The sequence below is a fragment of the Amycolatopsis dendrobii genome, from assembly GCF_014145675.1.
In the GTDB taxonomy this organism is placed as follows: Bacteria; Actinomycetota; Actinomycetes; order Mycobacteriales; family Pseudonocardiaceae; genus Amycolatopsis; species Amycolatopsis dendrobii.
Map to the genome: position 1 here is coordinate 94,886 of NZ_JACGZW010000017.1, position 14,980 is coordinate 109,865.

The 14,980-nt window shown below is 71.0% G+C and carries 12 protein-coding genes; 1 reads left to right on the forward strand and 11 read right to left on the reverse strand.

Going from position 1 to position 14,980, the window contains the following annotated elements; translation table 11 throughout:
* Positions 1 to 9: 9 nt before the first annotated feature.
* From folE to dacB, 10 genes are all read right to left on the reverse strand, one after another.
* On the reverse strand, positions 10 to 624 hold the full coding sequence (gene folE / locus H4281_RS38615; RefSeq protein ID WP_182895796.1) for a GTP cyclohydrolase I FolE: 615 nt from the start codon (positions 622 to 624) through the stop codon (positions 10 to 12).
* Positions 596 to 2,998: an ATP-dependent zinc metalloprotease FtsH gene (gene ftsH, locus H4281_RS38620; RefSeq protein ID WP_182895797.1), complete on the reverse strand. Its 2,403-nt coding sequence runs from the start codon at positions 2,996 to 2,998 to the stop codon at positions 596 to 598. Before ftsH ends, folE begins: the two co-directional genes overlap by 29 nt.
* 206 nt (positions 2,999 to 3,204) lie before the next feature.
* Entirely contained in the window at positions 3,205 to 4,026 is an 822-nt protein-coding gene (locus H4281_RS38625; RefSeq protein WP_182895798.1) for an ESX secretion-associated protein EspG, read from the reverse strand.
* Between the two features lie 186 nt (positions 4,027 to 4,212).
* Complete coding sequence (locus H4281_RS38630) at positions 4,213 to 5,016, reverse strand: ESX secretion-associated protein EspG (RefSeq protein WP_182895799.1); 804 nt, start codon at positions 5,014 to 5,016, stop codon at positions 4,213 to 4,215.
* 79 nt (positions 5,017 to 5,095) lie between these two features.
* Positions 5,096 to 6,517 carry a hypothetical protein gene (locus H4281_RS38635; RefSeq protein WP_446680399.1) on the reverse strand — a complete coding sequence of 474 codons (1,422 nt, stop codon included), beginning with the start codon at positions 6,515 to 6,517 and terminating at the stop codon, positions 5,096 to 5,098.
* Positions 6,518 to 6,540: 23 nt separating this feature from the next.
* Positions 6,541 to 6,909 (reverse strand): hypothetical protein, encoded by a 369-nt coding sequence (locus H4281_RS38640; protein WP_182895800.1) that lies wholly within the window; start codon positions 6,907 to 6,909, stop codon positions 6,541 to 6,543.
* Positions 6,910 to 7,080: 171 nt separating this feature from the next.
* Positions 7,081 to 7,635, reverse strand: coding sequence for a hypoxanthine phosphoribosyltransferase (gene hpt, locus H4281_RS38645; protein ID WP_037369179.1), 555 nt, complete (start codon positions 7,633 to 7,635; stop codon positions 7,081 to 7,083).
* Positions 7,636 to 7,638: 3 nt separating this feature from the next.
* Positions 7,639 to 8,610, reverse strand: a complete 972-nt coding sequence (tilS, locus tag H4281_RS38650) for a tRNA lysidine(34) synthetase TilS (RefSeq protein ID WP_182895801.1) — start codon at positions 8,608 to 8,610, stop codon at positions 7,639 to 7,641.
* Positions 8,607 to 9,623, reverse strand: a complete 1,017-nt coding sequence (locus H4281_RS38655) for an Rv3626c family coenzyme F420 biosynthesis-associated protein (RefSeq protein WP_182895870.1) — start codon at positions 9,621 to 9,623, stop codon at positions 8,607 to 8,609. Before H4281_RS38655 ends, tilS begins: the two co-directional genes overlap by 4 nt.
* A 109-nt stretch (positions 9,624 to 9,732) precedes the next feature.
* Positions 9,733 to 12,564 carry a D-alanyl-D-alanine carboxypeptidase/D-alanyl-D-alanine endopeptidase gene (gene dacB, locus H4281_RS46705; protein ID WP_312872256.1) on the reverse strand — a complete coding sequence of 944 codons (2,832 nt, stop codon included), beginning with the start codon at positions 12,562 to 12,564 and terminating at the stop codon, positions 9,733 to 9,735.
* 172 nt (positions 12,565 to 12,736) lie between these two features.
* On the opposite strand from dacB, the gene H4281_RS38665 reads away from it, so the two are divergent.
* Positions 12,737 to 13,255, forward strand: coding sequence for an inorganic diphosphatase (locus H4281_RS38665; protein WP_037369183.1), 519 nt, complete (start codon positions 12,737 to 12,739; stop codon positions 13,253 to 13,255).
* Positions 13,256 to 13,312: 57 nt separating this feature from the next.
* Here the strand turns inward: H4281_RS38665 and H4281_RS38670 are convergent, their stop codons facing one another.
* Positions 13,313 to 14,962 (reverse strand): MDR family MFS transporter, encoded by a 1,650-nt coding sequence (locus H4281_RS38670; RefSeq protein ID WP_182895802.1) that lies wholly within the window; start codon positions 14,960 to 14,962, stop codon positions 13,313 to 13,315.
* Positions 14,963 to 14,980: the final 18 nt, after the last annotated feature.

Genomic DNA, 14,980 nt, shown 5'->3' on the forward strand with positions numbered 1-14,980 from the left:
GCCGGGGGATCACCGGCGCCCCCGGATCAGCTCGATCGCCTCGGCCCGCGACGTCGCCGACGACCGCAGCATCCCGCGCACCGCCGACGTCGTGGTCCGTGAACCCGGCTTGCGGATCCCGCGCACCGACATGCACAAATGCTCGGCCTCGACGACCACGATCACGCCGCGCGGCTCCAGCCGCCGCACGAGCGCGTCGGCGATCTGCGAGGTGAGCCGCTCCTGCACCTGCGGGCGGCGAGCGTAGAGATCGACCAGCCGGGCGAGCTTCGAGAGCCCGGTCACCTTGCCGTCGCCGTTCGGGATGTAGCCGACGTGGGCTACTCCGTGGAACGGGAGCAAATGGTGTTCACAGTTCGAATACATCGGGATGTCCGTGACGAGCACGAGCTCCTCGTGCGATTCGTCGAACGTCCGCGCCAGCACCTCGTCCGGATCGGTGTAGAGGCCGGCGAACATTTCCTGGTAAGCGCGAGCGACCCGGGCCGGGGTGTCCTGGAGACCGTCCCGATCCGGGTCTTCGCCGCAGGCGAGCAGCAGCTCGCGAACGGCGCGCTCCGCCCGGTCGGAATCAAAGACCGGGCGGATGCCGTCTTTACTGCTTGTCTGATCCGTCGACGTCACGCCGATGCTGCCCCTCGTCCGGCTGCTGGCCGTTCGCGCCGTCGGCGAACCAGCCCTGCTCACGCGGACGGTCTTCGGCGGGGCGCCACGGCTGCTGGCCGCCCGGGGACGTCGCCGGGGTCCAGCCCGGAGGCGCCCCGTAGTTCGGCGGTCCGCTCTGCGCACCGCCCGGGCCACCGGGCTGGTAGCCGCCGCCTGCCGGACCGCCCGGCTGCTGCTGACCACCATACGGCTGGCCCCAGCGGCCGGTGCCGTTCGGCCCGCCCGGACGACCGCCGTTCGGCGGCGGGGCGTACGGGTTCGCGTTCGGGTCCGGGGCCTGGTACGGCGGGCCGCCGGGCAGTTCGCCCGCGCCCGGAGCCGTGCCGACCGGGGTCGGAGCGGGCTGCAGGGCAGGCTTTTCCTTCTCCGGAGCGGGCGGGGGCCACGGCTCGCCGCGCTCCATCGCCAGCTCGCCAGGGGTCTTGATCGGCGGCTTGTCCGACGGCGTGCGCTCGCCGAACTCGTTGAAGACGGTGATGTGCGGGCGCTTCTCGACCGTCGCGAAGATCCGCTCGAGGTCCTTGCGCTGCAGCGTTTCCTTCTCCAGCAGCTCCATGACCAGGTTGTCGAGCACGTCGCGGTAGGTGTTCAGCACGTGCCACGCCTCGGTGTGCGCGGTCTCGATGAGCTTGCGCACCTCCTCGTCGATCTCGTGCGCCACCTCGAGCGAGTAGTCGGCCTGGCGGCCCGCGGACCGGCCGAGGAACGGGTCGCCCTGCTCCTGGCCGTACTTCACCGCGCCCAGCCGCGCGCTCATGCCGTATTCGGTGACCATCGCGCGGGCGATCTTCGTCGCCTGCTCGATGTCCGACGACGCACCGGTGGTGGGCTCGTGGAACACGAGTTCCTCGGCCGTGCGACCGCCCATCGCGAACACCAGCCGACCGATCATTTCCGACCGGGTCATCAGCTGCTTGTCGTCCTCGGGCACCAGCAGGGCGTGCCCGCCAGTGCGGCCGCGCGGCAAGATCGTCAGCTTGTACACCGGTTCGATGTCCGGCATCGCCCACGCGGCGAGCGCGTGCCCGCCCTCGTGGTAGGCGGTGATCTTCTTCTCCTTCTCGGAGATGATCCGGCTCTTGCGCGCGGGACCGCCGACCACCCGGTCGACCGACTCCTCGAGCGCGGCGTCGGTGATCACGTGCCCGTTCTCGCGGGCAGTGAGCAGCGCGGCCTCGTTCAGCACGTTGGCCAGGTCCGCACCGGACATGCCGACCGTGCGCTTGGCCAGCCCGGTCAGGTCGGTGCCCTGCGCGATCGGCTTGCCCTTGGCGTGCACCTCGAGGATCGCCTTGCGGCCGAGCAGGTCCGGCGCGGACACCGGGATCTGCCGGTCGAACCGGCCGGGGCGCAGCAGCGCCGGGTCGAGGATGTCCGGCCGGTTGGTGGCCGCGATCAGGATGATGCCGCCGCGGGCGTCGAAGCCGTCCATCTCGACCAGCAGTTGGTTCAGCGTCTGCTCGCGCTCGTCGTGGCCGCCGCCGAGGCCTGCGCCGCGCTGGCGGCCGACCGCGTCGATCTCGTCCACGAAGATGATGCACGGCGCGTTCTGCTTCGCCTGCTCGAACAGGTCGCGGACACGAGACGCACCGACACCGACGAACATCTCGACGAAGTCCGAACCGGAGATCGTGTAGAACGGCACACCCGCCTCGCCCGCGACAGCACGCGCGAGCAGCGTCTTGCCGGTGCCGGGCGGCCCGTAGAGCAGAACGCCCTTCGGGATCTTCGCCCCGAGCGCCTGGTAGCGCGCCGGGTTCTGCAGGAAGTCCTTGATCTCGTACAGCTCTTCGACCGCTTCGTCAGCGCCCGCGACGTCGCCGAAGGTCGTCTTCGGCATGTCCTTGTTGAGCTGTTTCGCCTTCGACTTGCCGAAGTTCAGGACGCGGTTCCCGCCGCCCTGCGCGTTGTTCATCATCCACATCAGCAGGCCGAGCACCAGCGCCAGCGGGATCGCGAAGATCAGGATCTGGGTCAGCAGGCTCTGCTGGGTGACCTTGGTGGTGAACTTGACGGGCTGGCCGCCGTTCTGCGCGGCGATCAGCTTGTCGTAGATCTCGTGCGTGGCGTTCGCGGGGAACTGCGCGATGATCTGGTCAGTCTGCTGGCCCTCGACGTCGATCTTCTGCGTGAGCAGCAGTTTGAGCTGCTGCTCCTTGTCCTCGAGGCTGGCTTCCTTGATGTGGTTCTGGGCGACCTGGTTCATCGCCGTCGAAATAGGAGCCTGGGTGTAGCCACGATCGCTGTCGAAGATCGTGTTGTAGGCGAACAACGCCAGCAACCCCGCGACGATCCACAGCAGTGGGTTCCTGAGCACGCTCTTCCGGTTCATACGACTCGGCCCTTGCGGCCTCGACCCTCCCTGGTTGGGCGGCTCCTGTGATACCCGCCATCGCGATCTTGACAACCCGTGGGCGCCGCAGGGCACCCGTCCCACCAGGGTACCGTCCGGGCGGGCGGAGAAGCCTGGCGAGCCTCTCGCAGGTCAACGGCCAATCCCGCGCGAGGGTTCCCGTTCCGGGAGGAGACGTCGCCCGGCTACCGGGTGTCCACCGCCACCGAAGCCACCATTTCACCCAGCCTGCTCCGCAGCGTCGCCGGGTCCGCCGGGGCGACGGTGACCCATTCCCGGCCGTCCGAACCCGCCCTCGACAAGCTCAAATACCGTCCGGTGGCGGTGTCGAACCAGCCGAGCACCCGGGACCGCTGCCGGTGTCCCAGCGAGGACCGGCTGTTCGCTGCGAGCTGACCTCCGCGCAGCCGCGGCTGGCCCGCGATGAGCCCGTAGGTCTCGCGCGGATCGACCGTGGCGCGTTCGCTGAGCGACTGCCGCTTCGCCCGCCGGCCGCCCTTTTCCTCGGGCTGGCCGCCGCCCGCGGCGACCGGAACCCGGATCGGCTGGGTGTGCAGCGCCTCGTCCAGCGGAAGCGTGACCGACGCCTCACTGCCGCGCGGACCGCCAGGCAGCAGTTCGACGATCGTGGACACCAGCCCGTCCGCCGGGATCGCGCGCAGCCAGATGCCGTCGGCGTCCTGGATCGCGACCACGCCGGTGCGCTCGTCGCCCGCCGCGAGCAGCGCGACCGGATGCGCCTCGAACTGCGGGATGTGCAGCGCGTCGATGGAGTGCGGGGCGCGCGCGAGCAGCGTCAGCCAGTCCTCGACGTCGGGTTCGACCCGGCCGCGCGCGTCGCGGATGCCGCGGGCCTTCAGCTCAGTGTCGACCCGGTGGCGCAGCGACACGCGCTCGTCCTCGGTCGCGCCGTGCGAGCGCACGCGCAGCGGGTAGGGCAGCTCGCCCAGCTCCATCGACTCCCACAGGAAGTCGAATGCCAGCGGCGAGAAGAACTCTTGGTGCATCCGGTGCTGCTCACCCTCCGGTCAACGATTTCCGGCCCAGCGTAGCGCCGGATCGGCAGTCTTCAAGCGCCCCAATGCCACTTTGGGTGCATCCCACGCACCCAAAGTGGCGTTCGGTGCGTCAGATGCACCCAATGCCACATTGGGGCGCTTTCAGCCGAGCGGGAGTCGATCGGGCAACGCGGGTCAGAACGCGCCCGCGCTGGCCTGGTCGGCCACCCCGGCGAGCATTTCGCCGAGCCGGTGCCGCAGCGTCGCCGGGTCGGCGGGCGCGATGGTGATCCAGTCGCGGCCGTCGTGACCCTGGCTCGCCTGCGTGAAGTACCGGCCGGTTTCGGTGTCGAACCAGCTCAGCACCGTCGACCGGCTGCGGCCGCCGAGGCGGTTGCGGGCGTTCGCGCCGATCTGGCCGCCGCGCAGGCGCTGCTGGGCGTGCAGCCGGGCGAGTGCCTTGCGGTCCTCGTCCACGCTCGCGCGGCCGGAGGCGTCGACCTGGTTGCCGCGCCGCTGCATGAAGTCGACTCCGGAAGCGCCGACCAGCTGCTCCAGCGGCACGGTGATCGACTTCTCGGTGCCGCGCGGAGCGCCCGGCAGGAGCGAGATGATCGCGGTGGCCAGTCCGTCCGGCGCGCACGGGTGCAGGTGCAGCCCGCGCTGGTCCTGGACGGCGAACAGGCCGTCGCCGTTCGCGCTGCCCGCGACCGCGAGCAGCGGTTCGCCGTTCGGGTCGAGCAGCTGGACGGTGTCGAGGCTGACGTCTGGCGACGCGAGGATGCCGAAGTAGTCCTCGACGTGCGGAGCGGGCCTGCCGCGGTCGTCCGCGAGCCCCCGGTCAGCCAGTGCGCCGAGTGTGCGCGTGCGCAGCGCCGAGCGCTCGTCCATCGTCGCGCCGTGCGAACGGATCCGCAGCGGATACGGCAGCTCGCCCAAACCGGCCGACTCCCACAGGAAGTCCACCTCGATCGGCGCGAGCAACTCCGCGTTCGGCATCGACCAACCCCCTACCCCACGTGTTTGCGAACGCTCGCGGGCGCGTGACCGGTCCGGTCACGCGCCCGCGAGCACTGCGTCAGTTGTCGTCGTCCGACCACGCGCCGATGACCGGCGGCGGGGTGGCCTGGTTGGCCCCGAACGCGTCGTCCGGGTCCGGTTCGATGAGGAACGAAGCGTGCGTGTGCTCCTCGTCCTCTTCGCCCGCGCCGTGCGCGCCCGCTCCGCCCATGCCGCCCATCGGGCTCATGCCGCCCTGCGACTGGCCGATGGTGCCGCTCGCCGGGACGACGCCCTGCTGCTGCGGAGCCGCCGACGCGGCGCTCTGCCCGCTCTGGTGCTCGGACGCCGCGGAGGTCTTGCCTTCCTCCTCCTTGCGCGAACCGCTGCGGTTGCCCTCGCCGAGCTTGCCGCCGGCGAACCCGGCGCCCGCGCCGATGGCGCCAAGGCCGAGCGCGGAACCGAGGCCGCTGCCGCCCGTGCTCGCGGGCGTGGCCGCGACCGGGGCCGCACCGACGCCGGAAGAGGCGCCGACGCCCACTCCGGTACCGCCGGCGAGCGCGCCGCCCTCGAGACCGGACGTGCCGTACTTGCCCGAGTCGGCCGAGACGTGCGCCGGAGCGCCGTGCCCGGCGACCCCCGCACCGCCGGCCGCGCCGTGCGCGCCCACCGTGCCGAAGCTGGCAGGCGAACCGAGCGCGCCCGGGCCGTCGGTGTGGCCGATGTTGTTGACGTTGTTGAACGAGTTGCCGTTGAAGTGCGTCGCGGTCGGCTTCATGCCGAGCGATTCCGGGCCGAAGCTCGGGGTGGAGCCGTCGACCTCGCTCATCGCCTGGGTGTAGGCGTTGAAGAACGCGACCTGCTGCGCCTTGACGTCGTTCGCGGCGTCCGCCTGCGCCTTCTGGTCCGCGGCCAGCGCGGCCGGGCCGCCCGCGAGCGCGGCCGTCATGGCCTGCTTCGGGTCGTAGTCGCGCGGGGCGGGCATCTTCTTGACCTCGGCGGCCGCGGCGGCCTGGCGGGCCATCCGGTCGGCCATCGTGTGCGCGGCGTCAGAGGCCTGCGTGCCGGAGTTGGCGATCGCCACGAGCGCGCCCTGCGCACCCGCGGCACCGTGGCCGACCCACACGTTGCCCAGTTCGGTGATCGCGTTGTACAGGTCGTCGGACGCCTGCTTCAGCTCGGTGCCGTGCTTGGCCCAGTGCTGCCCGGTCGCCTCGGCGGTGCCCGGGTCGTTGTCCGTGGTCGCGCCGACGTAGAGCTGGTGGCTCTCCTGCGACTGCCAGTTCGGCGGGTTGCCGATCGCGCGGTCGCCGCCGATCTCGAAGCCGCCGGAGCTGCTGCGCGCCGACGCGACGATGTCGTTGGCCGCCGAGTTCGAGCCCATCGCGACGGCGGAGCCGGGCGCGGGGACCGAGGACGAGGTGCCGTAGCCGGAGGTGTTGTAGCCCGATCCGTCCGGGACGGAGCCGCCCGGGGCCGAGGTGTTGGTGTTCGGTGCCATGACTGCGTGATCCCCCTAGGACGTCAGGCCTTGTTGCGGAACGGGTCGGCGGCGGACTGGTCGATCTCGTGGTAGCGGGCCATCGCCGCGACGATGCCTTCCTCCGCGGCCTGGTACTGGCTGAGCAGGTTCTGCAGCGCGGACGAGTAGGAGTCGCCGCCGCCGTCGGCGCGCTGCACGAACTTGGTCGCCATCGCCTTGCCGACCGGGTTCGCGCCGAGCTTCGGCGGCTGCGCGAGCGTGCCCGCGCTGTTCAGGAGAGCTTCGATCGCGTCCCGTCCGGTCCGGATCTTCTTCAGCACGGTCTGCGCGGCATCCGGGTCGATCCCGACCTGGCCGTTGACAGCGGCGTTCTTGAACGCCGCGGCATCCGCCGAGCTGTTGTTGCCCATCTGCCCTCTCTCCGTTCCCCCGCGCGAGGACCAGCCCGTCGGCTGGTGTCACTCGTCCGCATGGCAATAGGTCTTCGCATAGGTTAACGCACCTGGTCGAGCCCTATGACGCGATTTCGGGCTTCCGGGTTCCGCACCCGAAAGGATTATCGCGAACCGGGCTGAACCGGACTATCCGGACGTGTAGACGTGCGGATCGAGCGTCCCGATGTAGGGCAGGTCGCGGTAGCGCTCGGCGTAGTCGAGGCCGTAGCCGACGACGAACTCGTTGGGGATGTCGAAGCCGATGTACTTCACCGGCACCTCGACCTTCACGGCTTCCGGCTTGCGCAGCAGCGAGACGACCTCGAGCGAGGCCGGGTTCCGGCTCGCCAGGTTCTTCAGCAGCCAGGACAGGGTGAGCCCGGAGTCGACGATGTCCTCGACGATGAGCACGTCGCGCCCGGCGATGTCGCGGTCGAGGTCCTTCAAGATCCGCACCACCCCCGACGACGAGGTCGAAGACCCGTAGGACGACACGGCCATGAACTCCAGCTGCGTCGGCACCGGAAGCGCCCGCGCGAAGTCGGTCATGAACATGACGGCGCCCTTGAGGACGCCGACCAGGAGGAGGTCGCCCTGGCCGTTTTCCGGGTGGTCGGCGGCGATTTTCGCCGCCAGCTCCGCGATCTTGTCCTTGATCTGCTGCTCGGTGATGAGCACGGAGGCGATCTCGCCCTCGTACACGGGTCATTCCCCTCGGGTGGTGGGTTCGGGTCCGGCAAGCGAGAGCCTGCCACGCCGCCGTCGAGCCTCCAAGTTGCCCGGCAGCCACACTCCGCCCTGACCCCGCCAGCGGGCCACGAGCGCGTCGACCGAACGCAGGTGCGCATCGGTCAGCTCGCGAACCCCGGAGTCCAGCAGCCACCTGCGGAGAACCCGTCTGCGCAGCGCAGCGGGCTCGGCTGCGAGCACGGCTACGTCGAGGTCGTCTTCGCGCTCCGCGCGCTCGTGGACGCGCGCGGCGAGTGTGTCCAACGCCTCGGTGTCCTCGCGCAGTTGTGCGGCCGTACGGGCTAAAGCTGGAGCGACTCCACCCGACAGCACGTCCTCCAGGAGCGGCAGTGCTTCCGTACGCAGCCGTACGCGGGTGAAGCGGGGATCGGCGTTGTGCGGGTCTTGCCACGGCGCTAGGCCGAGTTCTGTGCACGCCGCCACCGTTTGCGCGCGAGTGATGCCCAGCAGCGGACGGCCCCACGGCGGATCGTGCGGACGCATGCCCGCCAGCGACCGCGGTCCAGAACCGCGACCTAGACCGAGCAGCACCGTCTCAGCTTGGTCGTCTTGGGTGTGGCCGAGCAGTACGAGCCCTTCGCCGTTTGGCAACGCTTCGCGCAGCGCGTGGTACCTCGCGGCGCGCGCGGCTGCTTCGGGACCGCCTTTGCCCACGACGTGTACGGCATGCACTTCGACGACGTCGATGCCAAGGCTCTTCACGACTGTTGCCGCTTCGGCCGCAACGACGGCTGAATCGGCCTGCAGGCCATGGTCGACGACGAGCGCCCGCGTACGAACGTCTCGGTGCCGAAGGACGTACGCCGTCGCTTCAGCGAGCGCTAGGGAGTCCGCGCCGCCCGACACCGCGACGCACACTTCGCCGGGGACAGCGACTGTCGCAAGGAAATCGCGGACCGCTGTCCGGACCGCGGCGAGCGCGCTCACCCGTGCAGGCGCCGCACCCAGGCCGCGGGGTCGGCGATCTCGGCGCGGGTCGGCAACGTGTTCGGCGAGCGCCAAACCTTGTTGAACCCGTCCATCCCGACCGCGTCGACCACGTGCCGCGTGAACTTCGCGCCTTCCTCGTACTGGCGGATCTTCGCGTCGAGGCCGAGCACCGCGCGCAGCAGCCGGTCGAACAGCCCGCCGCCCTGGCGTCGCGCGGTGAATCGCGCCCGGATCTGTTCGACGCTCGGCACGACCTGCGGGCCGACCGCGTCCATCACGTAGTCCGCGTGGCCCTCCAGCAGCGTGGACAACGCCAGCAGCCGGTCGAAAACCGAACGCTCCTTCGGCGATTGCAGCAACTCCGCGATACCGCCGCCCTTGCCGCGATTGCGCAGCGCGTCGGGCAGCCTGCCGACCAGTTCGGCCAGACCGTCGGTGGAGCTCTCCGCGAGCCCGGACACGAGCCGTTCGACCTCGTCGGCGAAGTAGTCGCGCAGCCACGGCACCGCGGTGAACTGCAGCCGGTGCGTGCACTCGTGCAGGCAGACCCACAGCCGGAAATCGTGCGAGGGGACCTTCATCGCGCGCTCGGCGGCCACCACATTCGGCGCGACGAGCAGCAGTTCGCCCTTGTTCTCGGGGCCGCCGAACGGGTCGTACTGACCAAGCACGCGCGACGCCAGGAACGCGAGCAGCAATCCGGTCTGCACGCCGGCGCCGGACGCCAGGATCGGGCCGAGCGGACCGCCTTGGGCCGCGGGCAGCGCGCGTCCGGTGAGCACGCCGAGACCCGATGCCGCGGACCGGACCCAGCCAGGCCGGTCGACCACGGTGCCCGGCAGCAGCGGCAGGTCCTGGCCGAGGCCAGTCAGCTCGCGGACATGCCCTTCCGCCTCGGCGGTCAGCTCGCGCAGGTCGACGACCGCGCGGTCCGCTTCGCCGCGCGCGACCTGCGGGCCGCCGCGCACCAGCAGCGCGCCGGTGGCGGCTGCCCGGTCCCAGTCGACCATGGGCCGCCGTCGGGTCTCGGTTTCCTGGCTCACCCCTCCGACGCTACCTTCCGGCCGGAGATTGTGGGCAGCTCAGCCGAGCCGGTTCAGCGAGTCGGCGCAGTGCGCGCTACTTGCAGCCGCAACCCCGCAAGGCCGTCGCCAGCACGTCGAGCGCCGCCTGCCCGGAGTTCTTCTCCGAACCGTTGGACATGAACGCGAAGGCGAGCACGCGGTTGTCGCTGTCGAGGACATACCCCGCGAGGGTGTTGACGCCGGTGAGCGTGCCGGTCTTGGCGCGCACCCAGCCCTTGCCCCCTTGGGTTTCGCCCGAGTGGTAGCGGCCGTGCAGGGTGCCTTCCGGGCTGCCCGCGACCGGAAGGCCCGCCAGCAGCGGACGCAGCTTCGGCGTATTCGGGTCCTTGCCGTCCGGCCCGGCCGCCGCGGCGAGCACCTGTGCCAGCAGCCTGGCGGGCACCTTGTTCTGATTGGACAGTCCACTCGTGTCGAACAGCTGGAGGCCGTTGACGTCGAAACCGTGGTCTGCCAACACCTTCTTCACCGCGGCGGAGGCACCGGCGAACGACGCTTCCCCGCCGGTGGCCATGGCGACCTGGCGGCCGAGCGAGTCGGCGAGCACGTTGTCGGAGATCTGCAGCAGCGCGTACGCGAGATCCGGCAGCGGAGCCGACTGGACTTCGCCGAGCACCTTCGCGCCGTCCGGAGCCTTGGCGGCGCCGGCCGGGCTCGCGCCGAGCTTGTCCGCGACGAGCTGGGTGAGCGCGGTCCCCGGGTTGCCCGAGCGCATGGTCTCGTCGACCTTCGGGTTGCCGCGGCCGCCGTCGGTCATGGCCGGGACGATCGGGGCGCCGTACAGCGACGGCGCGTCGCCCGGCTCCCAGCCCGGCGCGGTGTTCGGACCGCTGAAGGCGCTCGCGTCGAGCTGGACCTTCTTGACGTCGCCGCCTGCCTTCTTGACCTGGTTGACGAGGTCGTCGACGTGCGCCGCGCCCGGGTAGAGCGGCGAATCGGTGCCGACCGGCAGCGCGGTCAGCGACGGGTCGCCGCCGCCGACGATGACGACCGTGCCCGGCTGCGCGCCCTGGACGATCTTGGTGGAGATCCGCTTCGTCGGCTCCATCGCGAGCAGCGCCGCGGCGACGGTGAGGATCTTCGTGGTCGACGCCGGGGTCAGCGGCGTGCTCGACGCGTGGTCCCACAGCACGGTGCCGTTCGCCGGGTCGATCACGCTGCCGCTGAGCTGCGAAAGCGCGGCCGCCCCAGCCGGCCCGGAGAGCTTCGCGGCGACACCGTTCGCGGACGGTCCCTGACCGGACGTGTCCGGGCCGTGCAGCGCGAGGCTGGCGTCGGAGGGGTCGGGCGCGCTGCCCTTCGGCGCGTTCGGCGCCCACGGCAACCCGAGCCGGTTGGACACGGCGGGCACGGCCGACGCGCCGCCCGCGGCGGCCAGCAGAAGCAGCACGACGAGCGCCAGGATCAGCGCCTTCCGGCGAGACTTCTTCGGCGCGTCACCCGCGGCCGGCGCCGGCCCGGCACCGGCGGGCGGCTCCGGCGGCGTCTGCTCCGCATCGGCGCGCGGCGGAATCTGCTCCGGACCTGGGCGCTCGGCGAATCCGTCCGCGGGCCGGGGAATGCCGACGGTCGCCTCGGACGGCCCCTCCGGCACCTCGGGTGCCACCCGGAAGCCTTCGGCCGGACGCGGGATCCCGACAGTCGCCTCGGCCGGGAACTGGCCTCCGGACGGATCGATCCGCATCGGCCGCACCTGGCCGCCGCCCGCCGGCGGGACAGTGCCGGGCGCTGGTTCGGGCAGGGCGGGGCGGACCGGGATCTCGATCTGCTGCGACCACGGTTCCGAACCGGATTCGTTCCGGTTGGCCTGTTCGTCCCCGCGCCCTTCGGGCTGACCCCGGTGTTCCTGAGCTTCATTGCCCGGACGACCGGGCTGGGCGGGGTTGAGCCGCGCGGCGGCCGACCCGGGGACCGGACCCGATTCGCCCCGGAAGCCCGGGTGGTTCTGCTCCTCGCCGCGGCCGGACTGAGCCTGACCAGCGGCGCGGGCCCCCTGCGTCCCGTCGCCGCCACGACCCGGCTGAGCAGGGCCGGCCGCGTCGCCGGAGTCGTTGCGGAAGGCGGTCCAGCCCTCCTTGGCCGGCTCCTGCCCCTGTTCGTCCCGCGCGACGACCGGCCGGAACGCCGCCCAGCCCTGGTTGTTTTCGCCCGTTCCCGGCGTTTCGTCCCGGAACGCGGCGAACTGCCCTGGCTTCGCCGCGGGCTCGGCGGCCTCGGCGGGCTGGCCGGACTGGAACGGATTCCACCCCTGCCGCTCGTCCGAAGCTCCGGCTCCAGCGGGCTCGAACAGCGAGTTCCCCGGCTTCCGCGCGGCCTGCCACGCGGGCGAGGACTGCTGCTGCTCACCCTGACCAGGCGAAACGTTCGGCTGCGCCCGGACCGTCTGCTCCGCGGTCCCTTCCCCGGACGGCCTCGGCTGCTGCTGCGAAACCTGAAAAGTCTTCTCCGCGGATCCCTCGGCGACCGTCGCCTCAGCGTCGGGACGGCCCGCGTTGTCGCCCGGCCGCGGCACCCCGGCCGTGAACCGGGTCGGGCCCTCCACCGGCACCCACGGCGCCTGCGGTTTCGGCTGCTCGGTCCGAGCGGGCACCGAGGTGCCGCTCATCCGGTCCGCGAGGTTCGACCTAGGCGGTTCCGGCGGCGTCGCGGGGGCGTCCGAGGGCGCGTTGAGCCCGGGGACCTCCTCCGGTTCGACCTTGGGCCGGAACCACGATCCCGGTCCGTCTCCCGGTGTGACATTCGGCACGGAAAGCTGCGCGGTGGCGCCCGCGTCGCGCTTGGGCAGGGGGAGGCGGGAGGTCGCCCGGTCCGCCTGGGACGAGGTGTCCTCGTCGCCCGTGGGCCACCTCGGCTGGTCGTTTTCCGGCACCCACCACTCCTTCTCACCCGCCCCCGGAGGGGCCAAGGTCACATGCCGTCTGGCCGACATCGGCGCGACCGGCCGACGGGGCGTAGTCCACACTAGTGACGTCAACGAGGTCATTAGGTTGCCGCCCACGAGCGCGTGGGACACCGAGATTCAAGAAGCAGCGAGGACGGCCGTGGAATTCGACGTCACGATCGAAATCCCCAAGGGGGAGCGCAACAAGTACGAGGTCGACCACAAGACCGGTCGGATCAAGCTCGACCGGACCCTGTTCACCGCGACCCAGTACCCGGCCGACTACGGCTTCATCGACGACACGCTCGGCCAGGACGGCGACCCGCTCGACGTGCTCGTGCTCGTCCAGGAGCCGACGTTCCCCGGCTGCCTGATCCGCTGCCGCGCGATCGGCATGTTCCGGATGACCGACGAGAAGGGCCCGGACGACAAGGTCCTCGCCGTCCCGACGAACGACCCGCGCCTTGAGCACCTGCGCGACATCCACCACCTGAACGAGTTCCACAAGCTCGAGATCCAGCACTTCTTCGAGGTCTACAAGGACCTCGAGCCGGGCAAGAGCGTCGAGGGCTCGTCCTGGGTGAGCCGCGCCGACGCCGAGTCGGAGATCGCCCGTTCGTACGAGCGCGAGAAGGACCGCCTCGCCAAGGAAGAGATCAACGGCGAAGAGCACCACTGACGCACGCGAAAAGGGGCCGTCCACCTGCCTGGTGGACGGCCCCTTTTTACTGCCCGCTCAGCCCGCGAGGGCCAGTTCGCCCGCTTCCTGCTCGGCGCGCTGCTCCATGGCCGACTTGTCCGAGAGCGGCTTCTCCCGCAGCAGCCAGACCAGCGCGAACCCGACGGTCAGCACCGCGCCGCCGATCAGGAATACCGTGCTCATCGAGCTGGAGAACCCTTCGAGGATCGGCCGGGCGAGCACCGGGTCGAGCGTCGACAGGAACGAGGTGTCGTTCACGTCGAGCCCGCCGCTCGCCATCTGCCGGGCGAACTCCGGGTGCTGCGCGAGCGCCGCGGTGTAGGCCGGGGAGGCCATCGCCGAGCGGACCGCCGCCGCGATCCGGTCGCCGACCGTGCTGAACAGGATCGACAGGAACACCGCGGTGCCCGCCGTGCCGCCGATCTGCCGGAAGAACGTGACCGACGAGGTCGCGACGCCGATGTCGCGGGGCGTGACGTCGTTCGTGGCGGCAAGGGTCAGCGTCTGCATGGTCGAGCCGAGGCCGAGACCGAGGACGAACGCGATGGCCATGACCACGCCGAGCGCGGTGTCCACCCCGATCATCGAGAACGCGTACACCGCCGCGGCCATCAGGCCGAGTCCGGCGACCGCGAAGCCCTTGTACCGGCCGGTCCTGGTGATGATCCGGCCGCTGCCGAGGCTCGCGACCATGATCCCGAGGGTGAGCGGCAGCATCTGCAGCCCGGCCTGGGTCGGCGTCGCGCCCTTGACGATCTGCAGGTACAGCGGCAGCGACATCATCGCGCCGAACATCCCGATGCCCTGGATCACGGTGACCAGCGTCGACACCCGGAACACCCCGCTGCGGAACAGCCGCAGCGGCAGCAGCGCGGCGTCGCCCATCCGGCGTTCCTGCCAGACGAACAGGGCCACGCCGAGCGCGCCGACCAGGTACATCGCCAGCGACGCGGGCGAACCCCATCCCCATTCGCGGCCCTGCTCAGCGACGAGCAGCAGCGGCACGAGGCCGACCGTCAGCGCGCCCGCTCCGAGGAAGTCGACCTTCTGGTCGACGCGGGTGTGCGGGAGGTTCAGCACCTTGCTCACGACGACCAGCGCGGCAAGCGCGATCGGGACGTTCACCATGAACACCCAGCGCCAGCCGGTGAGGCCGGCGAACGAGTCGAGTCCGGCGAAGAACCCGCCGACGACCGGGCCCGCGACGCTCGAGACGCCGAACACGGCCATGAAGTAGCCCTGGTAGCGGCTGCGTTCCCGCGGCGAGGTGATGTCGGTGATGATCGCCAGCGCGAGCGACATCAGTCCGCCGGCGCCAAGGCCCTGGAACGCGCGGAACGCGGCCAGTTCGTACATCGATCCGGCCATCGCGCTCGCCAGCGAACCGGCGAGGAACAGCGAGATCGCGGTCAGGTACATCGGCTTGCGGCCGAAGAGGTCGGACAGCTTGCCGTACAGCGGCGTGGAAAGCGTCGCGGTGATCAGGTAGGCGGTGGTGGCCCAGGCCTGGAGGCTCTGTCCGTGCAGTTCGTCGGCGATGGTCTTCATCGCCGAGGACACGATGGTCTGGTCGAGGGCCGCCAGGAACATGCCGAGCATCAGTCCGGACAGAACCGTGAGGATCTGCCGGTGTGAAAGCCGTCCGTTCGTGGTGGCGCCCCCTTCCGCAGTGGCGGTGTCGCTCATGGTGGTCTCCCTCAGCGC

Excerpts from the sequence above, each read along its gene's own strand:
- H4281_RS38655 (WP_182895870.1), bottom strand. The coding sequence starts at position 9,623 with ATGGTCGACTGGGACCGGGCAGCCGCCACCGGCGCGCTGCTGGTGCGC.
- H4281_RS38630 (WP_182895799.1), bottom strand. The coding sequence starts at position 5,016 with ATGCCGAACGCGGAGTTGCTCGCGCCGATCGAGGTGGACTTCCTGTGG.
- H4281_RS38640 (WP_182895800.1), bottom strand. The coding sequence starts at position 6,909 with ATGGGCAACAACAGCTCGGCGGATGCCGCGGCGTTCAAGAACGCCGCT.
- ftsH (WP_182895797.1), bottom strand. The coding sequence starts at position 2,998 with ATGAACCGGAAGAGCGTGCTCAGGAACCCACTGCTGTGGATCGTCGCG.
- H4281_RS38635 (WP_446680399.1), bottom strand. The coding sequence starts at position 6,517 with ATGGCACCGAACACCAACACCTCGGCCCCGGGCGGCTCCGTCCCGGAC.
- H4281_RS38670 (WP_182895802.1), bottom strand. The coding sequence starts at position 14,962 with ATGAGCGACACCGCCACTGCGGAAGGGGGCGCCACCACGAACGGACGG.
- H4281_RS38625 (WP_182895798.1), bottom strand. The coding sequence starts at position 4,026 with ATGCACCAAGAGTTCTTCTCGCCGCTGGCATTCGACTTCCTGTGGGAG.